We start from the raw sequence: 23,701 nt of genomic DNA, 5'->3' as shown, positions 1-23,701 counted from the left end.
ATATAAAAACTATTTTTTCTACATCTTTTTTCCTGCAAATCTGTTGAGTTTCATACTCAGAGAGAACATGATATAGCGTTTCAGGATAAGATCTTCACGGTCTTCAATATATGAATTGGAGATCGTTCTTCTGACACTTTGGTTTTGGTTCAGAACATCATAGATCTTCATCTTTGCCGTGAATTGTTTATTGAAAAAAGAATATCCTAGACTTGTATTCCAGAAGTAAAAATCTTTTTTGAAACCGGGGGCAATATTAGAATTCGTATTGTATTCAAAGTCATTTCCGAAAACCAATCTGCTTTTAAAAAGATAATTGGTGAGTTCCAACTTCAGGGTTTGGTTGGCAGTATGTACATTATCAATGCTGTAATTGGTGTATTTTGAAAAATTATATCCAAGTCTGTAGGAAGGTTTTATGCTGAATTTATCCTTAAGCTCGTAGGTTACATTCAGGCCGGGATTCAGGCCGTACGACTCATTGGTGAAAAATTGACCATTAATAAATCCCTTATTGTAATTGTACTGCATATTAAACCTTGGGTTCACAGACAGTTTACTGTCTTTCCACTTAAAAGTTTTGTTGAAGCCTGCTCCCAGATTCATGTTCTTATTACCGCTCACGTTGTCATACGTCACAAGCTGCTTTCCTGAATCGTCATATCGGGAAAAATTAACAACATCATTATTTCTGTACATAAAATTAAGGCTCACGTAATAGTTTATGTTTTTTACCAGATTGTAATTATTGAAAAATATAGAGCTGCTATTGGTCCACGTGTTTCTTAAATTGGGATTTCCGGTAGAGGTAATCAGAGGATTTGAAGTGTCTTCATAAGGGGTAAGCTGTTCTGCCCCCGGAATCGTAAAACCTGAATAATTGTACAAATTCAGCATTTTATTTTCTGAGAACTGGTACCTGGCATTAAAGTTATAACCCGGAAGAGCAAAGCTTTTCTGTAAACCATATTGCTGGCCGTTATAGACAGAATTGACCTTCATGTCCGAAATATCAACAGTCACAGATCCCCAGATACTGAATTTCTTTTTATTAAGTTCAAAAGAAAGCTGGGGAGTAATTTGGTTGATCTTTTGTCTCAAACTGTTGGACAACGATGAATTATAATCAGAATACTGTCCTGAAGCTACATTGAAATCATTAACATTCCTCGAGTCACTGGAAATTTTTGAATTGTAAGCAACTTCAAAACTTACCGTTGCAGAATCTGAGACAGGTTCAGTATATCCGGCACTGAAATTATACATACTGTTCTGGTTTTTGGTTTTGGACAGTTGGTTTCTGTTGTCATTCTCCTCAGCTCCCTGATAAAATACAGTTTGTGATCTGTTGAGGTTATCCCTGTTGGATTCAGAAATTGTACTGTTCATTTTAGCATTCAGGGAACGTCTTTCCTTTCTGAATTGTTTTGAATAATAAATATAGGGAGTAAATGAATTGCTTTCAGATTCAGTGCTTGTAGAAGATTCACTTCCGTTGAGTAGTACATTATCTCGTAACGTAGATGATTGTGAACTGTTAAAACTGGAGCTTCGGCTATTGTTAAACTTTGGTGAAATGTAAACAGTACTCAAAGAATCCAGTGTAATTTCTGCTGAGGCATCTATATTGTTCTGCTGGGTTTCACTCTCACCTTTATTCTCAGAATGCGTTGTAAGCGTGTATTCCGGAAGAAGGGTAGTTCTTGATGATTTGGATGCTGTTTCCGTCTCAGAATTGGAATGGTTGAAGCTGAAATTGTCCAGATCCATCTCTTTTCCGAATTTATCATTGTAATTGATACCGACGGTGGTGGATTTCTGAATTCCTTTTCCCCTGCCTGATGATGATATTCCGCCCTGCCTTCCTGATGAATTCCGTCCTTCTCCCATGCTATCAAATACATCATCATTAGAGAAACCCTGGGAATTGATATTGTTCGATGAAGCGATAAGGCTTATTTTAGTGTCATTTTTAAAGTAACTCACCAATGCACTGCCTTCATAACGTTTGTCTGAACCGTAGCCTAGCATCAATCTCGACAGTAATCCCTTATTCTTTTTTTCGTCAATATTAAAATTGATCGTTGTGTTATTAGATTTAGGTTTTTTCCCGCTTAATTCTTCCTCCTTCGTTTTGGTAGTGGTAAACTGAATGTTTTTAATGATATCTGCAGGAAGATTCTGAAGAGCAATTTTACCATCCTTGTCAAAAAATGGCTTTCCGTTGATCATGATCTGGTCTACCTCCTTTCCGTTGACGGTGATTTTTTTGTCGTTGTCGATCTCCACACCCGGAATCTTTTTCAGGAGTTCTTCAATTTTACTGTCCGGACGAACTTTGATGGACGAAGCATTAAATTCTATCGTGTCTTTCTTTATCTTCACTGGTGATACCGTGATCTTTATTTCTTCTATACTTTTGACTATATTTTTTTCAAGTTCTATATCTCCCAAATTTATAGACTGGCTGATCTTTTCCACCTTTTTAGAGTAGGGAGAAAGCTTTTCAGCATTAATCTTTAAAATGGCAGGTTCATTCAGGGCATCTGTCTTCAGAGAAAATTTACCTTCCTTGTTGGTGGCGGTATAGTTGATGATGGATGAATCTTTTTCTTTAAGGAGATAAATAGTGGCATTTTCCACAGGCTTTTTATCAAAATCAGACACTTTTCCGTTAATGGATAAATTTTGTCCATACAGGACCATACTATTGAATGCTAATAACAGCAGCCATAAGATTTTCTTCATTCAGTGCTTTCTTTTAGAAGCGTAAAAATATAAAAAAAACATCCCCGATTGGGGATGTCTGTATTGATTTTTTCAAAAGTTTGTTATTTCGAAAAATTAAGCTTTCAAATATCTTGAATAAGCATAACCTTCCTGACCGTCGTCAGTTTTCACTTTCCACCAGTCATCAGAAGTTTGCTCGATCAAAGTTACGGATGAACCTTTAGCAGCTTTTCCTACTACAGCAGCCTCAGTAGAAGGCTCCTGTCTGATGTTTAGGTTAGAATCTTCTGTAGCTACTGTTAAAGCAGCACCTGAAGTTAATCCAGCAACCTGTACATCAATATTGATGTCTGAAGCTGAATAGGTAGAGTCGATAGTTCCTAAAGCATTCCATACTGCATCTTTTGCTGCTGTATTGGAAGCATTTCCTGAAACATACAGAATACCATCCTGCTCCTGAATCTGAAGGTTAGAAATTCCTGCAGACTGTGCCGCTGAAACTACGCTTGAATATTTATCTTGTAATGTGCTCATCTTAAATTATTTTACCACTAGGTTATTGTTATACTTTCCGATTTTCAAAGCATCTACAGATTCTTTGATCTTTCTTGCCTGAAGGCCTGAAACATTTCCTGTAAGCGTAAGCTGTCCGTTTACAACTTCTACTTTTACAGAAGGGAAATCTTTAACAGCATCCTGAACTTTTTTCTGAACTGCAGGATCTACAGCTGTTGTCGTTTCAACTGGCGCTGGTGCAGCTACAGCTACAGTAGACATGTCCATTACTTCTTTTACTCCGCTGATCGCTTTTAATTTTGTGATCATAGCATCCTTAGATTGCTGGTCGGCGAAAGTTCCGCTTAAATGAGCCACTCCTTCTTTTACTTCTACAGAAGCATTGGGATTAGAAGTTACGATTGTTGTAGCCTGAGTTTGAAGATCGGCATCCGAAATTTTCTTTTTGCAAGAAACCGCTCCAAAAGATATAGCTAGAGCCAAGGCAGCCATTGCGATAGTTTTTTTCATAGTTGTATATTTATTAATGTTGTTAATACAATCAAATGTAATAATAAAATTTGTACCAAAAGAATAAAAAATTAATAAATGTTTCTTAATTTTTTTACAATATTTTATAAATCAGGGATTTAATTTTAATGTATTATAATCTTAACCTAAACTTAACCTGATTCGGACAAAATCTTGTACCAATTGAAAAACTGTTATATTTGTGGGAATTGAACAATATATATGAAAGGACAAAATAAACTTTTTATAGCCATTATCGTTGCGCTTATCCTGGGAGTAGTCATTGGAGGTATCGTACACATAAAGTATCCCGAAAGTGCGGAACCCTTTTCCAAGAACATCAAACTGCTGGGAACTGTTTTTATCAGACTGGTACAGATGATCATCGCACCGCTGGTTTTTACCACGCTTGTCGTGGGAATTGCCAAAATGAGCGATATTAAAATGATTGGAAGGGTAGGGACAAAAGCCATGTTATGGTTTATCTCCGCTTCACTGGTTTCCCTCTTTATCGGACTGATGCTTGTGAACTGGCTTGAGCCCGGGCATGTGACCAAACTGCCAATCCAGGATGCCGCTGCTGCAGAAGATCTTCTGAAAAGCAGTAAAGGTTTTTCTCTGGAAGACTTTGTAAAACACATGATCCCTAAAAGTTTATTTGAAGCTTTTGCGACCAACGAGGTGCTTCAGATTGTGGTTTTCTCCATTATGTTTGGGGTAGCACTTGCTAATTTGGGAGAAGAATATTCAAAACCGGTGGTTAAACTTTTTGATATTATTGCCCATGCTATCCTTAAAATGGTAGCCTATATCATGTGGTTTGCTCCATTTGGAGTTTTGGGAGCTATTGCTGCTGTAGTAGCGATGAACGGATTCCAGATATTTATCGTCTATGCGGTGTATCTGCGAGACTTTTTCTTCGCCCTGGCCGTTCTTTGGCTCGTCCTGCTATTGGTAGGTTACCTGATCTTAGGAAAGCGTCTTTTCGAATTGCTTAAAAGAATCAAGGCACCGTTACTGATCGCTTTCTCTACAACGAGTTCAGAAGCTGTTTTCCCTAAATTGGTAGAAGAGCTTGAAAAATTCGGATGTAATAACAGAGTCGTATCCTTTATTCTGCCTTTAGGATATTCATTTAATCTGGACGGAAGTATGATGTATATGACATTTGCTTCCATTTTTATTGCTCAGATCTATGGTATTGAAATGTCATTGGGTCAGCAGATCACAATGCTTTTAGTATTAATGCTTACCTCCAAAGGTATTGCCGGAGTTCCAAGAGCTTCACTGGTCATCATCGTAGCTACCTGTTCCATGTTTGGTATTCCACCGGAAGGTATCGCTTTGATCCTGCCTATTGATCACTTCTGTGATATGGGAAGAAGTATGACCAATGTATTAGGAAACGCATTGGCCACCTCCGCTGTTTCCAAATGGGAAGGACAGCTAGAAAATACACCTCAGGAAGTTTAAAACGCACATGACAAAACAATATTTAGAGAATCATAAACAATATTTCCTTGAAAAAGGTCTTACCGTAATCAATTCAATCTTTTCTGATGATGAGATTGAAAAGATAACAAAGAGTATCGGAAAGGCCGATACCTCAAGAGAAAATTTCAGAAAATCGGATGATCTGTTTGCTGTAAGACAGTTCCTGAAAGAAATTCCGGAAATTAAAGATCTGATATTTAACGATAACCTTAAAACCATTATCAGAAAACTCTTCGGAGAAAAATATTTTGTCGTAAAAAGCATTTATTTTGACAAACCGGAAACCTCAAACTGGTATGTAGCCTATCATCAGGATCTTACGATTTCAGTAGATAAAAAGCTGGAAATAGCAGGTTTCGGACCCTGGACAACCAAAAAAGATCAGTTTGCTGTACAGCCGCCACTACCATTTCTTGAAAATATCTGTACCCTCAGGATCCATCTGGATGATACGGATGAATATAACGGAGCATTGAAAGTCATTCCAGGATCTCATACCAAAGGAATTTGCAGACCGGAAACCATAGACTGGAGTAAAGAACCAGAAAAATTCTGCGATGTACAGAAGGGTGGGATCATGATTATGAAGCCGCTTACACTTCACGGTTCCAACAGAACTACTGATGGCAGGAAAAGAAGAGTGATCCATATAGAATTTTCTGATATGGAGCTGCCGGAAGAACTGCAATGGTCCGAGAGAATGAGTTAATTAAGGAAAAATTAATGAAAAATATTTTAAAATCATGGAAGCCATTTGAAATCATTTGGCTTTTATCATTTTCATTACTTGGGGCTATTATTGCAATTGTAAGTAAAGATAACTGGTTGAATTTTTTGGTTCTTGTTTCTGGAATTTTATGTGTTGTATTGGCTGCCAAAGGAAGTATCTGGAACTATGTTATAGGAACTTTAAACACCGTTGCATATGCTTATGTTGCTTATACTAATGGTTTATTTGGGGAGCTTGGACTTTATATTTTATTTTTTTTTCCGATGAATATTATTGGATATTTTATGTGGAAAAACCATGTGAAAAATGATATAGTAGATATGAAAACACTCAATATAAGATCTATCTTAATCGTGTTTTTAATAACTGTCTTAGGATGTATTTTTTTAGGATATTTTTTATCAACAATTCATAATCAGAATAACCCTTATTTAGATGGAATGTCCACTGTTATTTCAATTATCGCGACGATTTTAATGATTCTTCGTTATAAAGAACAATGGTTATTATACATTATTTTAAATATTATCACGGTTATTATTTGGGTAATCAGAACTTTACACGGAAGCGAAAGCGGAATAATGATGATCGCAATGTGGTCAGCTTTTCTAATTAACGCTGTATATGGATATTATAATTGGAATAAGGGGAGTAAAGAATTAAAATAATGAAGAAAACGGGACTTACCTTAGGAAAATATGCGCCATTTCATAAAGGACATCAATTTGTCTTTGATACAGCTTTGAGTGAAGTTGATGAGTTGGTTGTACTTATATATGAAACAGAGGTTACCGGAATTCCTCTACATATTCGTGCCAATTGGATAAGAAACTTATATCCGAAAGTTGAGGTTATAGAATGTTGGGATGGTCCGGATGGTTATTCCAATGAAAGATGGTTTGAGATTATTCAGGAAGAATATATTTTGAAGATGCTTAATGGAAAAAAAATCACCCATTTTTATTCAAGCGAATTTTATGGCGATCATGTAAGTAAGGCTTTAAATGCTGTTGACAGAAGAATCGATGAAGCCAGGAATATGGTTCCGGTCTCTGCCACGAAAATCAGGGAAAATTCTTTTGTGACTAAAGAATATGTAAGTGATATTGTTTACAGAGATCTTATAACGAAAATTGTTTTTCTTGGTGCTATGTCTTCTGGAAAATCTACTATTGTAGAAGCTTTAGCAAAGAAATTCAATACGACTTTTGCTCCTGAATATGGAAGGGAATATTGGACTCAGCATCAGGTAGACAGAAGGATAGGTCTTGAAGCCTTTGATGAAATAGCGAAAGGACATATCGAAATTGAAGACAGGGAGATTTTAAATGCTAATCAATATTTTTTTGTTGATACTAATGCCATTACTACCTATATGTTTGCAATGGATTATCATAGGAAAGCTCCCGATTTTTTAACGAAAACAGCCCATTTAAATTACAAACGATATGATTTGTTCTTTCTTTGCGATATTGATATTCCTTATGATGATACTTGGGACAGAAGCGGAAATCAAAAAAGAGAAGTCTTTCAAAAACAAATTATTGCTGATTTAAAGGAACGAAATATACCTTATATTCTGCTTTCAGGAAATCTGGAAAAAAGAATTCAGAAGGTAGAAAATGTACTTTCAGAATTCAAAAAGTATTCAAATTACTTTGGTTCTAAAATTTGATATAATTAAAGGTAAAAATATACTGTTAGAGATATCATCCTGAGCTTTATCGAAGAGTTCTAACATAAAAATCCCCCATTGAAATCTTTCAAAGGGGGATTTTAATTCTATTTAGGTTGACCGTTATTTCACAGAAATCTCATCAATAAAAATATAAGACTCACCTCCGGCTCCCTGATGCCATTCCGGAAGTTTTCCGAAATAATACGCTTTTACCTTGATGTAGCGGGCTTCAGTGGGAAGGATCTCTGCTCCGAAATCTTTGATCTGTACCTTTTCATCTTTGGGATCTATGGTATTGTCTATCGTTTTTAGAAGAACAAAGTCTTTACCGTTCATGGAAGCATAATATTCTACTTTCTTAGGCATTAAGATCCATGCTCTGCCGTCCTGAAGATAGTTAGAGGATAGTTTAGTAATCTGCTGAGGCGATTTTAAATCAATTACGGCTTCAAAATCCTGTCCCTGATAGCCATGCCATTCGCCTTTTCGCCAGTTTACATCCCCGTTGATCCCGTCAATCAGTGCCAGTTTTCCATTAGCTGTGTATTGGGGAGTTGCTTTTGAATGGATGTTGATATCCCAATAATTGGGTCTCCTGTTGAAATTAGCTACTGTAATAGAACTCTTTTCACCATTTTTTTCCGAATAGGCCAGAACCTGAGTTGTTTTACTGATGGTGAAAGGCCCTTTATAGGGTATGAAAGTCTTTCTTACATTGGCATCGCTTTCACTTAATGTCATATAATAGACTTTATCGGCCGGATTCAGTGGGGTGATCTGTACTTTTGAAGAGAAATCGAAGATCCTGTCAGAGGCGATAACTGGCGAAGCAGTAAGCTGTGTATATTTGAAATCCTTTGCTGGTTTGCTGTTTTCAAACCCTAATTTTTGAAGTTCAGATTGACTGGTATTTCTGGTGATTACTTTTGTGGTACCCTCTTCCAAATGAATTTTAACCTCATCAAAATAAGGGGTTGTGGTTTGCCATTCGGGTAGTCCGGGAGTAACGGCATAGATTCCCAATGAACTCAGGATATACCAGGCACTCATCTGGCCGCAGTCTTCATTTCCGATAAGTCCGTCCGGAGTGTTTTTATAGAAATTATCAAGAATATATTTGATCTTGGCATCTGTCTTCTCCGGTTTGTCTACATAGTTATACAGATAAGCGATGTGATGGCTCGGCTCATTGCCCTGAGCATATTGCCCCATCAGCCCTGTGATGTCTACCTGTTCTCGTCCTGTTGTTTTATCCGGGGCTGCAAAAATAGCATCAATGAACTGTTCAAATTTTTCTTTTCCGCCGTGAGCAGCGATCAATCCGGGAATATCCTGCTGCACAGAATACGAATAATGCCATGAATTTCCTTCCGTATAGTTATTGTTCACCTCCCTTGCATCAAAAGGCTCATACCAGTTTCCATTCTTTCTGGGTTGCATAAAACCACTGTTTGGATTGTAGAGATTTTTCCAGTTCTGGGAACGTTTCATGAAATACTGATAATCTTCTTTTTTGCCTAAAATCTTAGCCATTTGAGCGATACACCAGTCGTCGTAGGCATATTCCATCGTTTTGGAAACGCTTTCATGCTCATCATCGATGCTGATATAATTGTTCTGTTTGTAAGCATTTAACCCAAAAATATCCAGCATGGCAGAATTTTTAGAGGCCTGGAATGCTTTTTCATAATCAAAACCTTTAATTCCTTTAGCCATCGCATCTGCAATCACAGAAACAGAATGGTAGCCGATCATACATTCCGTTTCATTGGAAGCCAGCTCCCAAACGGGAAGTTTTCCACCCTGTTCATACTGTTTGATAAATGTATTGATGAAATCGGCCGTTCTCTTTCTGTCGATCAGGGTCATCAGCGGATGGGCAGCTCTGAAGGTATCCCAGAGTGAGAAGACAGAGTAATAATCAAACCCAGCGGTGGTGTATAGTTTGTTGTCGCGGCCTCTGTATTTTCCATCCACATCCATATTGATGTTCGGTTGGGTAAAAACATGATAAAGGGCAGTATAAAAGACAGAAAGTTTATCCTTATCGTCAGACTTAACTTCAATTTTTGAAAGCTCTTTGTTCCAGTCAGTTTCTGCCTGTTTTTTTACTATTTCAAAATCATTGGATGGGCCTTCCGCTAACATGTTTTTTTTCGTTCCTTCATAACCTGTTGGTGAAATGGCAACTTTTACACTGATCTTTTCTCCTTTTTTGACATCGGACGAAAAAGAAAGAGCCAGTTTGGTGCCGGTGAAAAGTTTATTTTCCTGCTTTCCGTTAACCTCTTTTTTTGAGATTTTCATCGGCTTTGAAAATTCAATTCTGGCGTAGATATATTGGTTGGTAGCCCAGGCTTCGCTTCTTCTGAAAACTTCGATAGTTTTATCATCAATGATCTTCACTTCACCTTCCAGCAATTTGTCCCTGTGGTTGAGATCCAGAATGATATTGGCTACTCCGGGTTTATTAAAAGTATATTCATGGTAACCGACTCTTTTGGTAGTGGTCAGGCGGACATCAATATTATTTTTGTCTAGTTTAACAGAATAAAATCCAGCTGAAGCCTTTTCATTTTTATGTGAGAACTTGGAAGAATAGTCTTTAGAGTCTAAGCTTGAATTCCCCATCGTAGGCATCAGCATGATATCCCCATAATCTGAAACTCCGGTTCCATTGAGATGCGTATGCGAAAATCCATAGATCACAGAATCTGAATAATGATAACCGCTGCATCCGTCCCAGCTTCCGTCTATCCTTGTATCCGGTGAAAGCTGCACCATTCCGAAAGGAACAATAGCTCCGGGAAAGGTATGGCCGTGCCCTCCGGTTCCTATAAAAGGGTTGACATATTGAGAATAATTCTGGGAATATATAATCTGGGCAATACATAAGGAGAAAATCGCCAGTCTTTTTTTCATATCATAATTTTATGTCAACGAATATATTGAAAAAATGACAGAACAGGATGTAATAAAAGAAAGACAGGAATTGTCTTATTATAAACTATTACTCCAAAATACATGAGGAAAATATTACTTTCTGGGGCCTTGCTGCTATCGGCTCTTGCTTTTTCGCAGCGCATCACAGGGAAAATAACGCAAACGGGAAATTCAGTTTCATATGTAGAGATTATAGCGGTAAAAAATAAGACCAGGCAGACGGCTATTTCAGATGAAAAGGGAAATTATACACTAAAACTTCCTGAGAATGGAAATTACATTGTAACACTGATTCAGAACGGAACAGAAATATCAACTGCAGACGTTAAGGTAAACGGAGATATGAAGCAGGATTTTTTTCTTGAAAAAAAAGAGGAAAAACAGATTGAAGGAGTTACTCTTACTGCCAGAAAAAAATTAATTGAAAGAAAAGCGGACCGGTTGATCTTTAATGTATCCAATTCTGTTGCTTCACAGGGAATGGATGGTGCAGAAGCACTGTCAACGACACCATTGCTTAAAGTGGATGATAATACAGGAATTTCGATTGCAGGGAAAAGTGGAGTAGCGGTGATGATCAACGAAAGAATGCTGAATCTTTCCGGAAGTGAGCTTGTCACTTATCTTAAAAGTTTAAGATCTGAGAATATTGAAAAGATCGAAGTGATTACTACACCTCCTGCAAAATATGAAGCACAAGGAAACAGCGGACTGATCAATATTGTTTTGAAAAAAAATCAAAATCTGGGCTGGAGTGGAAGTATGACTACCAGTCTTCAGCAGCAAACTTATACAGGATTTTCGAACAGCGCAACAATTAATTATCAAAATGAAAAACTGCGTTCCTCACTGAAATTAAGACAGTATGATACTCAAAAACATTCCTATGAAAATTATACAATAGAAGGCGCAGACGGGCTGAAGAGTTCAGATGACAGAAGAGATTTCGGTAACGGGCTTGGGGCTAATTTAAGTGTTGATTATCAACTTAACGCTAAATCCAATGTAGGATTTATCTACGATTATGGTTTCGGACATTCCAATATGGATGTTCAGAATACTTCAAATTATTTTCAGGATGGAATATATACGAGCACACTTTCTACTTATGCGGAACACCGTGCCAAAAACCAGCAACAGACGGTAAGTGCTTATTATGATCTTAAATTCGGAAAACAAGATCATAAGCTAAGTATTACGGGAAACTATTTTTCCAATACACCAGAAAGTATGATTGATTTTACCACGATGGAAAATTCAGGCGACAGTTTTGTAGTGAGAACACCTTCTTCTGTTGATTATAAAATTTATTCCGGACAGGTTGATCTTACGCTTCCCTATCAATTTGCAACAGTAGAAACGGGAATTAAGTTTACCAATTTTGATAACAACTCAGATATTTCTTATCAGAATCTGAGTGATGGAAGTTTTGTCACAGATCCTGTAAAGAGCAATGTATTTGAATACAATGAGAAAAACTATGCAGGCTATCTCAGCTTTGAAAAAGATTTCAATGAAAAATGGTCGGCAAAAGCAGGACTTCGCTATGAATATTCTACAGTCAATGGGAATTCCTTAACTTCCGGACAGCAGACTGAAAATTCTTATGGCAAATTCTTTCCTACGGCTTATGTCACTTATAAAATCAATGAGAATAATACTTTCAGTTTAAATTATTCGAAAAGGATCAACAGACCGGGATTCCGCGCAATTAATCCTTACCGATGGTACATCAATGTCAATTCTTATTTTACCGGAAATCCTTTACTTAAACCCTCTATCAACCATAATTTTGAGATTTCACATGTGTACAAAGGAAAACTGTCAACAACTGCTTATTTCCAAAGAACGGTGGAAGCATTCAGCCAGTTAGTGAATCTTCAGGGTGAAAGCAGGATCAGTACTTTTGCTAATTTTTATAATCAGAACAGTATGGGAGTTACTGTAAATTATTCTGATACCTTCTTTAAATTCTGGGAGGCGAACTATTCTGCCGACCTGTCTTATATGGAAACTAAAGTTTTTGATACTGATGCTGCATCAAGAAAAGGAAACAGCTATAGTTTTGATTTTCAGAACAACCTTTCGCTCAACAAAAATAAAACGGTACAACTGATCTTTAACTATTGGTTCAGGCTGCCTTCCAATTCAGGGAATTCCTATATGAATTATGCAGGACTTGTTACTGCAGGGCTTAAATTGAGCCTTATGGAGAAGAGTCTGCAGATGAATCTATTGGTTTCAGATATCTTTAAACAAGGGAGAAGCCGTGGAGAAATTTATTATACAACAGGCACTCACTATTACAATAATTATTATGATGCCAGAAGGCTTACTTTATCAGCAACCTACACATTTGGAAATAAAAAGGTAAAAGGGGCAGATCGTAATGTGAGATTTGATGAGAAAAACAGGGCGAACTAAAAGAAGCTTGTCCGTTAAAAGATGTATTGTTTTTATCCGTTGAATACAGATTTCTGGAGAGAGTTGTGGTTGAATAGGGTTTGGCTAAAGCCGGATGAACGTTGATATATTTGTTAAACGGGCTAAAGCCCGTTCCTATTGAATTGATATACGACCTTAAACTTCTCCTTCGAAAAGATCATCCAGATAATGCTGTTGGTGAATTTCTGAACGGTCTGTCCCCAGGAATTTTTTCCATGATTGGGATTCGTGGTATACAATTCCCATTTCCCAGACGCAATACGTAGGCATATGAATTGTATTTCTGTCCCAGACTTCAAATGTTCCGGAGCCGTCATAATAAACACTTTCCCAGAGCTCATTTTCGCTTCTCCAGGTACAGACCAGCAGGAGGTAGTTTTTGCCACACCTGTGCATAATGACAAATCCAAGATCTTCTTTATTCTGGAAATTTTCGTCAGCATTTTCAAGGCAATTTTTAGCATTACTCAGATCCTGTGGAGAGATGTCAGCAGGGTTTTCTGCGAGATCGTACCATTTGAATCTGGTTTTTCCCAGCGTGAAAATACCTTTGGGAGACGCATATTTAGAGGGATAGATAGTAGAATTCATAGGTCATATGTATTATAGTGAAACTGTGTTTTAAAGATGGTGATAAGAATATAGGGAAAGTATGTTTTGTCATGTTATTTATCACATTGGGTTATAGATTTTATTGATTCTAAATTATCAAAAAAAACCGTAAATTTGTGAACAATTTATATTTAGTATGTTGACGAAAGAAAAGGTTCAAGATTTCCTTAAAGAGATAGAGGTACATGATTTGGTGAATAACTTTCAGATCATGGGTAATGATGTTTATATTGACATGACTGCCCATTCTCCCGCCATGCACGAAAAGAAAAAGCTGGAGGCAGCGATGAAGCAGGCTTTTGCCAGTGAGTTTGGAGAAGATATTCATCTGAAACTTAAAATTGTTTCTCCGGAACCAAGTGAGATTCAGCAAAGCCAGATCAAAGGTAAACAGATCCCGGGAATTCAAAATATTATTGCTATTGCTTCCGGAAAGGGAGGCGTAGGAAAATCTACAGTTGCTGCAAATATGGCAGTTACTTTAGCTAAAATGGGTTTCAAAGTAGGATTACTGGATGCTGATATTTACGGTCCATCTGTTCCTACGATGTTCGATACTGAAGGTGAAAAACCAATCTCTGTAGAAGTGAACGGAAAAAGCATGATGAAGCCTGTTGAAAATTACGGAGTGAAAATGCTTTCTATAGGATATTTTTCAGGTGCTAATCAGGCCGTTGTATGGAGAGGCCCAATGGCTTCAAAAGCGCTGAACCAGATGATCAGAGATGCAGCCTGGGGTGAACTAGACTTTTTATTGATCGACCTTCCTCCGGGAACAGGAGATATTCACTTATCCATCATTCAGGAAGTACCTGTAACAGGGGCTGTGATCGTAAGTACCCCTCAGCACGTAGCATTAGCAGACGTTAGAAAAGGGATTGCGATGTTCCAGATGGAAAGTATTAACATTCCGGTTCTTGGATTAATCGAAAATATGGCGTATTTTACGCCGGAAGAATTACCAGATAATAAGTACTATATCTTTGGACAGCAGGGAGCTCAGTATCTTGCTGAAGATCTGGGGATTCCTGTTTTGGGAGAGATTCCGTTGATTCAAAGCATCAGAGAAGCTGGAGACGTCGGAAGACCTGCAGCCCTTCAGGAAGGCTCTAAAATTGCAGAAATCTACACCGAAACAGCAAGAAAAATGGTAGAAAGCCTTCTGGAAAGAAATAAAAACCTTCCACCTACCGAAGCTGTAAAGATTTCGACCATGGCAGGATGCTCGCCGAAAGCTAAAAAATAATGATTTTCAATTAAGTTTGAAAAAAAACCGAATTGAACTAAAGAAATATGGAAACAAATATAGCACACGAAGATACAGTAACGAGAGTAATGGAAGCTCTGGAAAGCATCAGACCGTTCCTGAATAAGGATGGAGGTGATATCGAGCTTATTGACGTGAAGGATAACCAGGTTTTTGTGAAACTTTTGGGTAACTGTTCCGGGTGTTCGCTGAATTTTTCAACCCTGAAGCTGGGGGTGGAAAATACCATTAAGCAACACGCTCCGGAGATTCAAAAAGTAATCAATGTAGAGTAAAAAATTACACGAAATATTTTTTAAAGACAGGTTTTTTCAGCCTGTCTTTTTTTGTTTATGTATAATAAAAATACCTGTTAGTCCATTCAACCTTTGATTCATTTCTTCTGAGCTTAAACTATTTTAATGTTTTGTATTACAAAAACAGATACGTGTTTTTTAGATTAAAATTTACATGAGTTAAGTGGTGATAATGTAATTATTGATGAATTTATTTGTAAATTTAATAAATACTAACACTATTGATAATGAATGTAAAGATGCCTTCCATTTGTATTTTCAAAATATTAATGATGATATTTTGTTACAGTTCGTCCTTATATTTAGGTCAGAATATTGATCATAAAAAGATAGATTCTTTACTACATATTACAGAAAATAAATCCAAAAATTTTCAGTATAACGAAAGTGTGAATTTGGGAAAAGAGGCGATAAAATTATCCGAAAGTACATTCTACCATGAAGGTATCATAAAGGGGAACTTTTGGGTTGCATCGGGGTTATGTAATTTGGGAGATTATAAAGAAAGCTTTATTTATATTGAACGGCTAGAGAAAAGTAAGGGCTACCAGGAGTATATAGATAGAAACCCTGATTTTAATTTTAAACTCACTGATTTAATAGGCAGAAATTATCTCGCTCTGGGATTTAAAAAACAAGCGATACAACAGTTCAGAAAAGAATTGGTTTTAGCAGATCTTTACCCTAGCTCAAAAGAAAAGATCTCCCAAAAAATTTTTGCATTTATTCAACTTTCAGCCTGTTATGAGGACGTTGATGGGGATAGTACCTATTATTATTTAAATAAAATGTCATCTGTTTTGAAAGTCAACCCGATGCCGGAACACAACCTTTTTCTGTATTTGAATCTGTCTGATTATCATAAGAATTTTACGAAGAATGTAGATTCAGTCTATTACTATAATTCGGATGCTATAAAACTGGCCGAAAAATTACAGTCTCCCTATCTATATCTTGCCCTTTCCCAAAAAGCTAAAATTTTACATTGGCAGAAAAAATGTAATGAGTCTTTGACTTCTTGTTTTGACGCCCTGGAAATAGTGACACGAAAAAAAAGAATTGAAGACAGGATTTCGTTATATAAATTGATTGCAGATAATTACAGATGTCTCGGAGACCGGGAGAAAGAACTTTTATATATTGATAAGCATATTACGACTAAGGACAGCCTCGCAGAAACCAGAAAGGAAGGTGTACAGATTTCTGCTGACAGGCTTTCAGCCGAAACAACCAAAACAGAGAATAAGGTTAATGATGTAAAAAGATCGGTGTGGTTTATAATTATGATCTCTGTTACCCTTTTACTTATAGCCGGGATAAGTATTGCGAGGATCAAAAAAAGGAAAAGTGAGTTTATTGAACAGAAAGAACAGGAAATACGATTGCAGGAACAGCAAATAAATGCCCTTCATGATACGAGGCTGGACAAGATTCAGGAAGAAGTTATACTGTTGGCAAAAGAAAATTCTCCGGACTTTTTAAGTAAATTCAAAGAAGCGTATCCCAATTTTTATCAAAATATACTCCATATTGAGCCTAATCTTAAAAACTCGGAGCTCATTTTCTGTGCTTATTTAAAACTAAATTTTGGCACTAAAGAAATCGCTACTTATACTTTTGTTACCCCACGTGCTATACAAATACGCAAAAACAGACTTAGAAAAAAATTGAATATACCTTCAGATGATGATATTTATCAATGGATGGATAAATGGAGTTAAATTTTGTTTTCATTTGATTTTTAGTGTGTTATGAAAATGAGATATCTATGTGATAGCTCATTTTTTTGTTTTTCCACAAGACTTTATTTGTTTTGTTACAGAATTATACGATTCTTAAAACACTAAAAAATGGAAAAAAAATTATTATCTATACTCGGACTGAGTATTTTAAGTGTGATGTATTCCCAAGTAGGTATTAATACTTCCACTCCCCAAAAAAATCTACATGTTAACGGAGCACTACAGGTCACAAATGAATTCAGCGTTGGTGGAAGTAGCTCCACACCGGGTAGTGCCGGGCTCAGTGGCCAGGTTCTTAAATCCAATGGACCCGGGCAGGCTCCTGTCTGGGAAACTATTGCGGGGGTTCCTACTTCTACAGGAACGGTAATTGCAGTTGCAGGTCAGTTTCTGGTAGCCCAGGAAATTACGGTACAGATGACATCGGATTTTACCACAACAACTTCTGGAGTACCATTGACTATTGGAAATTTAAATAGTGAGATTATCGATAACGAGAACCTTTTTACAGGAAGTGCAAGTACCAATTCTTTTAAAGTTTCTTCCAACGGAGTTTATCAGGTTATGATGAACGGCCAGCTTTCTTCTACAATAAGCCCTACTAATCCTGTTATCGGTATTTGGGATGATACGGCAAATCGCTGGGTTGCCCGGGTAAATGATGATTACACTGCTTCAGTAGGAGGTGTGCAGACGTATACTCTGATTACTTCCATTCCTATGCTGGCAGCCAATACCTATTCTTTTAGAATGGCTAGTTCTGCCGGTAATTTGACAATGAGGGCTTTAAGCAGTGGTGGCAGTGGTTCAGGACCAGTAACCCAAGTTTCGTTAAGAAGGTTAAAATAATTGCATAATCATACCTTTTCATAAACAGTATAATTTCCTTTTACAATTTTTTTTGATGAAAAAACATAAGCTAATATTATTACAGCTCAGTTGTGCAGCATGTTTTTATAGTGCTCAGCAAGGTGGTGTGGGAATAGGTACTAGCAACCCGGATCCCTCAGCAATTTTGGAAATTAAAGCATCCAACAAGGGGCTTCAACTGCCGATAGTATCTCTTACTTCTACCGCTGATATTCTTACGGTTCCCAATCCTAAAACCGGTTTTATAGTGTATAATAAAGCAGTCGCAGGTTCAGGAAATTCAGCAGTAGATAAAGGCCTTTACGCATATAATGGCACTACCTGGGAGAAAATGTGGACCAAGACCAACGTAAAAACGGAAGTCAATAAAATTCCTTTTATAACTCCCGTGTTTGCAGCAAGTAATATGGCGATATCCTCAAGTATTGCTGCAGATACTATTTCTAATATCACCTTCAATACGCTATACCAAAATTCACCAGCAGGAGTTCAGGGGAGTTCAGGAGCCTACACTGGGTATACAATTCAGCAAGCGGGGGGATATGTGATCTCGTTTAATGTGGATATTCGGAATGTGTCCGGAGATACGCAAGGTCATGCAGCCGTGTACGTAAGAAAGAATGGAAGTACCATCTGTACCTATGGTGCAGCCAAGGTTCATCAGTTTGGAGGCGTTTCCAGCAGCTGCAATGTAAAACTAGTCGCTGGAGATGTTATTTCTTTTGCTGCACAATCTTCCAATGCTGATTTTCAGATAACTAATCCTAATGTTTCAATTTCAAGAACATCTAACTAATTGAATTATGAATACAAGACTATTAAGTGCGTTTTTGGGATTAATGATGATCATGAGTAATGCTCAGGTCGTAATAGGATCCAGCAATGTGTCTCTTGCCGCAATTCTTAAACTTGATGCTAATAATAAAGCGCTAAGGATTCCAAATCTTTCAATAACATCCAGAACGAGTACGACAATCCCTATTGTATCTCCTGTATCAGGACTCATGATCTATAATACCAACACAGATATTGTCAATAATATAGCAAAAGGAATTACGTATTGGGGCAGTGACAATCAATATCATTCTCAGGCAACACCTACAGCAACCGAAGCTGCTATTTCATCTTCGCAGATTCCTTTACTTATTTTTAGTGCAGCTATTGGACAGAAACCTATTACTCCTTTAGGTAGTGCATTTGGAGGCTCTCGTGTAAATCTTACCTTGACTACTCCTGAAATTATTATGGATAAATACTCAGGATGGAATGTTTCGACCAGTGAATATAAAATTCCTGCTACAGGAATTTATATGATAGAATTTATTGCCAATATGTCCAATACAGGCAATGCGGGTGGAACAACATTATTAGATTTATATAAAGCCGGTACCACAACATTAATAGCTACAGCTTTTGGGGGCTTTAATCCTCTTACGAACAGAATGTATACCACTTTAACTACTACTCAGAATTTAACGGTGAATGAGCTTCTTAATTTTAAATATATATTCACTGCCAATAATTACAGAATGGAATCCGGAACACTCAATATTTATAAATATCAATAACTAAGCAATGAAATTACCATTTAAAAGTATATGTACAACACTGATTTTCATTAGTGTTATGGCAAGGTCGCAGGTGGGAATTGGTTTGGCGAATCCTGATTCATCCACTGTATTAGATTTGTATAGTACTTCCAAAGGTTTATTAATGCCGCGGGTACAGCTTTTAGGAATTAATGATACCACTACTATTCCGGTAACATCTTCTGCCGTTTCACCGGATGAAGGAATGCTGGTGTATAATATAGCAGACGCTGGTGTTTCACCATCGAATGTTATTAAAGATACTTTTTATATATGGACAGGAACCCAATGGGAAAGTATCGGAGAAGTTTCTGATGTCCGGGCAGAAATTAATAATAAAAATATCACCCAAATCGTGTTTTCAGGAATACCGGCAGTAGTATCATCAGCCTATACGGCATCAGCCTATTCAGCTTGGACAACAATGAATTTTTCTACGGAAAAAATAGATACCAATAATACTCACAACGCGGGTACTTTTACGATACCGGCAACGGGACTGTATTCTTTTTCCGGAAGTGCAGAATTAAATTTATCTTCTAATAGTGGTACTTTAAAATCTTTTGGAGCCCGCATTATAAATGTTACCACCTCTACAGTGTTGGCGGCATCTTATTTTGGGACCAGTGCAGGTGGTTTTCAGGGGAGTATGCCATTATATTGGATGGGCACACTGCCTGTAGGGACTCAGATACAAGTACAGTATAGGGTGAGAGATAATGTATCAAGTACTTTGTCGACCAACACAAATTCTAATATCACCCTACGAAAACATTTCTGATGATTTCATGTAGTCTCTTTATCTTTTATTTATTCATCCCTTAAATAGTGTAAAGGAGAGGCTACTTTCGATTATATTTTAAAAAAAACATAAGAATTAATAAGGGAAATTCATAGTCAAGACTTCATATACATGCCGGAAGAGATAATCAATAGGTTTTTAGCTCGACTTCATCTTAGGTGGTTACAGTATGGAAGCTATTTCAAATGATTATATATCAATTCCGTCAGGATTATAAACAGATTGTAAGATGTCAGATAAATTAAAAAATATCCATGTAGGGGTGCTGGTTCAGCAGCGTGTAAATGTGTGTGAAATGGAAATGTCTCGTATTTGTGCCTTTTTCAAATGTTCAGAGATAGAAATTAATCTGATGCTTCAGTCTGAAAGTATGGATTCTTATCTGTTATTAAGATGGAGCAAATTATTAGGGTATGATTTCTTTAGAATCTATTCTCAACATTTGATACTGTATTCGCCACCTTTTGCAGCAGAGAAAAAAAATAATGACAAAAAACTACCCGAGCTTCCACAGTTTCGTAAGCATATTTATACAAAAGAAGTAATAGATTTTATACTTGAACTTGTAGAATCCGGAAAGAAAACAAAAAATCAAATCATGGAGGAATACAGAATACCCAGAACCACTTTATATAGGTGGATCAGTAAGTATAATAATCAGAATGATCATTGAATGTATAAAAAGAGAACGAGAGAAGTTTATGGAGTTTTCAATGAATTGATTATGAAAAATTTAGGTCCGGATTATAAAAAAATTTATACTGATATTTTACATTTGAAATATCCTCATAAATGGGAGATGTGTCGGCTATTATTGAATAAAAAACAACTTTCATTTTTTGATATCATAAAAATTAATGCCCTAATCTTTGGCTCTGTCAGTAAAGAAGCATCAGTTTTTAATCAAAAACACCGTTCATACAGTAAGGAAGCTATTATTAAAATATTAGAGTATCAGGAAAAAAATCAGTTAAACAATACGCAGGTAGCTTTGCATTTTAAACTAAGCAGAAATTCAATAGCGAAATGGAAGAAGAACTTTAAAGATATAAATATGTAATATGATGATTATCTTAATTCTTTCAAACTTTAGCTGTAAAAATTTTATTCGCAGTTATATTTAAAGCCGTAAAGAGGTTAAAAGCTTGTCTATCTTGACTTTAGAGCGTTTTCCGATAAATAAATTAGCTTTTATTAAAACCATACAAATCGATATTTTATAGGTGTGTTTTATGCTGGTTTTTATTGGTTTTATTGAGCTTTTTTAATTATATTTGTTAAAAACGCACCCTATGTTTGAATTTCTGCAAAACTTAGAACCTCTTCATCAGGGGTTTTGGTATACGGCCATCGCAGCCAGCTTTATCTTTCTGATTCAAACGGTTCTTACTTTTGTCGGAGGAAGTCATGGAGACGTGATGCATTCCGATTTTAGTGGTGATAGTCATGCTGACAGTCCTTTTCAGTTATTTTCTTTCAGAAACCTCATTAATTTTCTTTTAGGATTCGGATGGAGTGGTGTAGCATTCTATAGTTCAATAGGAAGCAAGTCGCTACTCATCTTTGTTGCCGTGCTGGTGGGGGCAGGGTTTATATTTTTATTCTTTATCCTTATCCTTCAGATCATGAAACTTACGGAAGATAACACCTTTAAGATGGAAAACCTCATCGGCAGGGCAGGAGAAGTATATCTCACCATTCCTGCAGATATGAGCGGTAAAGGGAAAATCACCATTTCTGTAAACGGAACCAGCCACGAACTTCCGGCAATGACGGAAGAAAAAGAAAAGATCCCGTCCGGTGATTCGGTGAGGGTTACCTACATTTATGACAAGATCCTTGTCGTTTCAAAAATTTAATTCATTATCAACCATTTTATAAAAACTATTTATGGCAATACCAGGAAGTCTTATTTTAACATTAGTTATTGTACTTGTACTATTCGTCACATTTTTAGCCCTTATTTCTAGGTATAAAAGATGTCCGTCGGATAAAATTTTAGTTATTTACGGTAAAACAGGAGGTAGCTCTGCAAAATGTATCCATGGAGGGGGTGCTTTCGTTTGGCCTGTTATTCAGGATTTTGCTTATCTTGACTTAAAACCGATTTCTATTGAGGCCAATCTTACCAATGCCCTATCCAGACAGAATATCCGTGTGGATGTACCGTGCCGGTTCACCATTGCCATCTCTACAGAACCGGATTCTATGGGAAATGCAGCGGAAAGATTATTAGGACTGGCTCAGGAACAGATTCAGGAACTTTCTAAAGATATCCTGTTCGGTCAGCTTCGTTTGGTTATTGCAACAATGACGATTGAAGAGATCAACTCAGACAGAGATAAATTCTTAGATAATATTTCTAAAAACGTAGATACGGAATTAAAGAAAATTGGGTTAAAGCTGATCAACGTCAACGTTACGGATATCAGAGATGAATCAGGATATATTGAAGCTTTAGGTAAAGAAGCGGCGGCAAAAGCAATTAACGAAGCCATCATCAGTGTTGCTGAGCAAACTAAGATCGGGGAAACCGGGAAAGCCATTGCTGACAGGGAAAAAGATACTCAGATCGCCGAAACGCAGAGAGACAGAGACGTGAAAATTGCGATTACGCAAAAAGATAAAGAGATCAGCATTGCTTCAGCCATTAAGGACGAATCTATTGGTAAGGCAGAAGCGGCAAAAGAATCCAGAATTGCTACTTCATTAGCCAACTCTATCGCTGTAAAAGGGGAAAATGAAGCAAAGATCACCATTGCGAACTCTGATGCTGAAAGAAGAGAAAAAGAAGCAGAAGCCTTAAGAATTGCAACGGCTGCCGAAAAAGTACAGGCTGCAAGATCTTTGGAGGAATCTTACCTGGCAGAACAGAAAGCAGAGGTCGCCAGAGGAGAAAGAGAACGTTCTACCCAACAGGCGAATATTGTAGTACATGCAGAAATTGCGAAACAAAAAGCCATTATTGATGCTGAAGCTGAAGCGGAAAAAATAAGATTACAGGCAAAAGGAGAGGCAGATGCTATTTTTGCTAAAATGGAGGCCGAAGCAAAAGGTCTTTATGAAATCCTGACCAAACAGGCTCAAGGTTACGATAAAATAGTACAAGCTGCAGGAGGCGATACCAACAGCGCCTTCCAGTTATTATTAATTGAAAAACTTCCTGAATTGGTTAAAACACAGGTGGAAGCTGTTAAAAATATTAAAATCGATAAAATCACGGTTTGGGACAGCGGAAACGGACAGGACGGAAATGGCTCTACGGCTAATTTCGTTTCAGGAATGATGAAATCTGTACCCCCATTGAACGATCTGTTTAATATGGCCGGACTTAATTTGCCGGATTATTTAAAAGGAAAGCAGGATGAGGTTAAAACAGAAATTGTAACCGTTCCGGAAAAGAAAGAGAAAAAGAATTTTGATGATATGAATCCGGAAACTGAAGTTCCGAAAGCATAATATTGAAATATAGAGATA

At 37.0% G+C, this 23,701-nt stretch carries 21 protein-coding genes; 16 read left to right on the top strand and 5 right to left on the bottom strand.

Going from position 1 to position 23,701, the window contains the following annotated elements; translation table 11 throughout:
• Positions 1-18 precede the first annotated feature (18 nt).
• From NZD88_RS18235 to NZD88_RS18225, 3 genes are all read right to left on the bottom strand, one after another.
• Positions 19-2,748 (bottom strand): TonB-dependent receptor, encoded by a 2,730-nt coding sequence (locus NZD88_RS18235; RefSeq protein ID WP_259831025.1) that lies wholly within the window; start codon positions 2,746-2,748, stop codon positions 19-21.
• Positions 2,749-2,844: 96 nt separating this feature from the next.
• Entirely contained in the window at positions 2,845-3,264 is a 420-nt protein-coding gene (locus NZD88_RS18230; RefSeq protein ID WP_169236788.1) for an SH3 domain-containing protein, read from the bottom strand.
• Positions 3,265-3,270: 6 nt separating this feature from the next.
• A complete protein-coding gene (locus NZD88_RS18225; protein ID WP_259831024.1) occupies positions 3,271-3,756 on the bottom strand; it encodes a BON domain-containing protein in 486 nt (161 codons plus the stop codon).
• A 222-nt stretch (positions 3,757-3,978) separates the two neighbouring features.
• Between NZD88_RS18225 and NZD88_RS18220 the strand changes: the two genes are divergently transcribed.
• From NZD88_RS18220 to NZD88_RS18205, 4 genes are read left to right on the top strand one after another with little or no spacing between them, the layout of a single operon-like run.
• Positions 3,979-5,229 (top strand): dicarboxylate/amino acid:cation symporter, encoded by a 1,251-nt coding sequence (locus NZD88_RS18220; protein WP_259831023.1) that lies wholly within the window; start codon positions 3,979-3,981, stop codon positions 5,227-5,229.
• A gap of 7 nt (positions 5,230-5,236) precedes the next feature.
• Positions 5,237-5,959, top strand: a complete 723-nt coding sequence (locus tag NZD88_RS18215) for a phytanoyl-CoA dioxygenase family protein (protein WP_259831022.1) — start codon at positions 5,237-5,239, stop codon at positions 5,957-5,959.
• A 14-nt stretch (positions 5,960-5,973) separates the two neighbouring features.
• Complete coding sequence (gene pnuC / locus NZD88_RS18210) at positions 5,974-6,648, top strand: nicotinamide riboside transporter PnuC (protein WP_259831021.1); 675 nt, start codon at positions 5,974-5,976, stop codon at positions 6,646-6,648.
• Complete coding sequence (locus NZD88_RS18205) at positions 6,648-7,655, top strand: AAA family ATPase (protein WP_259831020.1); 1,008 nt, start codon at positions 6,648-6,650, stop codon at positions 7,653-7,655. Before pnuC ends, NZD88_RS18205 begins: the two co-directional genes overlap by 1 nt.
• A 123-nt stretch (positions 7,656-7,778) precedes the next feature.
• On the opposite strand, the gene NZD88_RS18200 is transcribed toward NZD88_RS18205, so the two are convergent.
• Positions 7,779-10,580 carry a GH92 family glycosyl hydrolase gene (locus tag NZD88_RS18200; protein ID WP_259831019.1) on the bottom strand — a complete coding sequence of 934 codons (2,802 nt, stop codon included), beginning with the start codon at positions 10,578-10,580 and terminating at the stop codon, positions 7,779-7,781.
• 102 nt (positions 10,581-10,682) lie between these two features.
• Between NZD88_RS18200 and NZD88_RS18195 the strand changes: the two genes are divergently transcribed.
• Positions 10,683-13,025: a TonB-dependent receptor domain-containing protein gene (locus tag NZD88_RS18195; RefSeq protein WP_259831016.1), complete on the top strand. Its 2,343-nt coding sequence runs from the start codon at positions 10,683-10,685 to the stop codon at positions 13,023-13,025.
• Between the two features lie 156 nt (positions 13,026-13,181).
• Here NZD88_RS18195 and NZD88_RS18190 read toward each other — a convergent pair whose 3' ends face one another.
• Entirely contained in the window at positions 13,182-13,637 is a 456-nt protein-coding gene (locus NZD88_RS18190; protein WP_259831015.1) for a hypothetical protein, read from the bottom strand.
• A gap of 157 nt (positions 13,638-13,794) precedes the next feature.
• On the opposite strand from NZD88_RS18190, the gene NZD88_RS18185 reads away from it, so the two are divergent.
• The 11 genes from NZD88_RS18185 to NZD88_RS18135 all read left to right on the top strand — a co-directional run bounded on the left by NZD88_RS18185 (position 13,795) and on the right by NZD88_RS18135 (position 23,683).
• The gene (locus NZD88_RS18185) at positions 13,795-14,904 is read left to right on the top strand and encodes an Mrp/NBP35 family ATP-binding protein (protein ID WP_259831014.1); all 1,110 of its coding nucleotides are present in this window, start codon (positions 13,795-13,797) and stop codon (positions 14,902-14,904) included.
• A 47-nt stretch (positions 14,905-14,951) separates the two neighbouring features.
• Complete coding sequence (locus tag NZD88_RS18180) at positions 14,952-15,200, top strand: NifU family protein (protein WP_169236813.1); 249 nt, start codon at positions 14,952-14,954, stop codon at positions 15,198-15,200.
• A gap of 290 nt (positions 15,201-15,490) precedes the next feature.
• Positions 15,491-16,942: a tetratricopeptide repeat protein gene (locus NZD88_RS18175; protein ID WP_259831013.1), complete on the top strand. Its 1,452-nt coding sequence runs from the start codon at positions 15,491-15,493 to the stop codon at positions 16,940-16,942.
• 129 nt (positions 16,943-17,071) lie between these two features.
• A complete protein-coding gene (locus tag NZD88_RS18170) occupies positions 17,072-17,812 on the top strand; it encodes a hypothetical protein (RefSeq protein WP_259831012.1) in 741 nt (246 codons plus the stop codon).
• 55 nt (positions 17,813-17,867) lie between these two features.
• Positions 17,868-18,629 (top strand): hypothetical protein, encoded by a 762-nt coding sequence (locus NZD88_RS18165; RefSeq protein WP_259831011.1) that lies wholly within the window; start codon positions 17,868-17,870, stop codon positions 18,627-18,629.
• 7 nt (positions 18,630-18,636) lie between these two features.
• Complete coding sequence (locus NZD88_RS18160) at positions 18,637-19,401, top strand: hypothetical protein (RefSeq protein WP_259831010.1); 765 nt, start codon at positions 18,637-18,639, stop codon at positions 19,399-19,401.
• A 7-nt stretch (positions 19,402-19,408) separates the two neighbouring features.
• Complete coding sequence (locus NZD88_RS18155; protein ID WP_259831009.1) at positions 19,409-20,203, top strand: hypothetical protein; 795 nt, start codon at positions 19,409-19,411, stop codon at positions 20,201-20,203.
• Between the two features lie 250 nt (positions 20,204-20,453).
• Positions 20,454-20,897, top strand: coding sequence for a helix-turn-helix domain-containing protein (locus NZD88_RS18150; protein ID WP_259831008.1), 444 nt, complete (start codon positions 20,454-20,456; stop codon positions 20,895-20,897).
• A gap of 51 nt (positions 20,898-20,948) precedes the next feature.
• The gene (locus tag NZD88_RS18145; RefSeq protein ID WP_259831007.1) at positions 20,949-21,284 is read left to right on the top strand and encodes a helix-turn-helix domain-containing protein; all 336 of its coding nucleotides are present in this window, start codon (positions 20,949-20,951) and stop codon (positions 21,282-21,284) included.
• 232 nt (positions 21,285-21,516) lie between these two features.
• Positions 21,517-22,083, top strand: coding sequence for an NfeD family protein (locus NZD88_RS18140; RefSeq protein WP_169236805.1), 567 nt, complete (start codon positions 21,517-21,519; stop codon positions 22,081-22,083).
• Between the two features lie 31 nt (positions 22,084-22,114).
• Complete coding sequence (locus NZD88_RS18135; protein WP_259831005.1) at positions 22,115-23,683, top strand: flotillin family protein; 1,569 nt, start codon at positions 22,115-22,117, stop codon at positions 23,681-23,683.
• The last annotated feature ends 18 nt before the right edge of the window (positions 23,684-23,701 follow it).

The organism is Chryseobacterium pyrolae, from assembly GCF_025153485.1.
Taxonomy (GTDB): Bacteria; Bacteroidota; Bacteroidia; order Flavobacteriales; family Weeksellaceae; genus Chryseobacterium; species Chryseobacterium antibioticum.
The sequence above is the reverse complement of the archived record's forward strand: the minus strand, read 5'-3'. Positions and strand labels throughout refer to the sequence as shown.

Excerpts from the sequence above, each read along its gene's own strand:
- NZD88_RS18235 (WP_259831025.1), bottom strand. The coding sequence starts at position 2,748 with ATGAAGAAAATCTTATGGCTGCTGTTATTAGCATTCAATAGTATGGTC.
- NZD88_RS18230 (WP_169236788.1), bottom strand. The coding sequence starts at position 3,264 with ATGAGCACATTACAAGATAAATATTCAAGCGTAGTTTCAGCGGCACAG.
- NZD88_RS18225 (WP_259831024.1), bottom strand. The coding sequence starts at position 3,756 with ATGAAAAAAACTATCGCAATGGCTGCCTTGGCTCTAGCTATATCTTTT.
- NZD88_RS18220 (WP_259831023.1), top strand. The coding sequence starts at position 3,979 with ATGAAAGGACAAAATAAACTTTTTATAGCCATTATCGTTGCGCTTATC.
- NZD88_RS18215 (WP_259831022.1), top strand. The coding sequence starts at position 5,237 with ATGACAAAACAATATTTAGAGAATCATAAACAATATTTCCTTGAAAAA.
- pnuC (WP_259831021.1), top strand. The coding sequence starts at position 5,974 with ATGAAAAATATTTTAAAATCATGGAAGCCATTTGAAATCATTTGGCTT.
- NZD88_RS18205 (WP_259831020.1), top strand. The coding sequence starts at position 6,648 with ATGAAGAAAACGGGACTTACCTTAGGAAAATATGCGCCATTTCATAAA.
- NZD88_RS18200 (WP_259831019.1), bottom strand. The coding sequence starts at position 10,580 with ATGAAAAAAAGACTGGCGATTTTCTCCTTATGTATTGCCCAGATTATA.
- NZD88_RS18195 (WP_259831016.1), top strand. The coding sequence starts at position 10,683 with ATGAGGAAAATATTACTTTCTGGGGCCTTGCTGCTATCGGCTCTTGCT.
- NZD88_RS18190 (WP_259831015.1), bottom strand. The coding sequence starts at position 13,637 with ATGAATTCTACTATCTATCCCTCTAAATATGCGTCTCCCAAAGGTATT.
- NZD88_RS18185 (WP_259831014.1), top strand. The coding sequence starts at position 13,795 with ATGTTGACGAAAGAAAAGGTTCAAGATTTCCTTAAAGAGATAGAGGTA.
- NZD88_RS18180 (WP_169236813.1), top strand. The coding sequence starts at position 14,952 with ATGGAAACAAATATAGCACACGAAGATACAGTAACGAGAGTAATGGAA.
- NZD88_RS18175 (WP_259831013.1), top strand. The coding sequence starts at position 15,491 with ATGATGATATTTTGTTACAGTTCGTCCTTATATTTAGGTCAGAATATT.
- NZD88_RS18170 (WP_259831012.1), top strand. The coding sequence starts at position 17,072 with ATGGAAAAAAAATTATTATCTATACTCGGACTGAGTATTTTAAGTGTG.
- NZD88_RS18165 (WP_259831011.1), top strand. The coding sequence starts at position 17,868 with ATGAAAAAACATAAGCTAATATTATTACAGCTCAGTTGTGCAGCATGT.
- NZD88_RS18160 (WP_259831010.1), top strand. The coding sequence starts at position 18,637 with ATGAATACAAGACTATTAAGTGCGTTTTTGGGATTAATGATGATCATG.
- NZD88_RS18155 (WP_259831009.1), top strand. The coding sequence starts at position 19,409 with ATGAAATTACCATTTAAAAGTATATGTACAACACTGATTTTCATTAGT.
- NZD88_RS18150 (WP_259831008.1), top strand. The coding sequence starts at position 20,454 with ATGTCAGATAAATTAAAAAATATCCATGTAGGGGTGCTGGTTCAGCAG.
- NZD88_RS18145 (WP_259831007.1), top strand. The coding sequence starts at position 20,949 with ATGAAAAATTTAGGTCCGGATTATAAAAAAATTTATACTGATATTTTA.
- NZD88_RS18140 (WP_169236805.1), top strand. The coding sequence starts at position 21,517 with ATGTTTGAATTTCTGCAAAACTTAGAACCTCTTCATCAGGGGTTTTGG.
- NZD88_RS18135 (WP_259831005.1), top strand. The coding sequence starts at position 22,115 with ATGGCAATACCAGGAAGTCTTATTTTAACATTAGTTATTGTACTTGTA.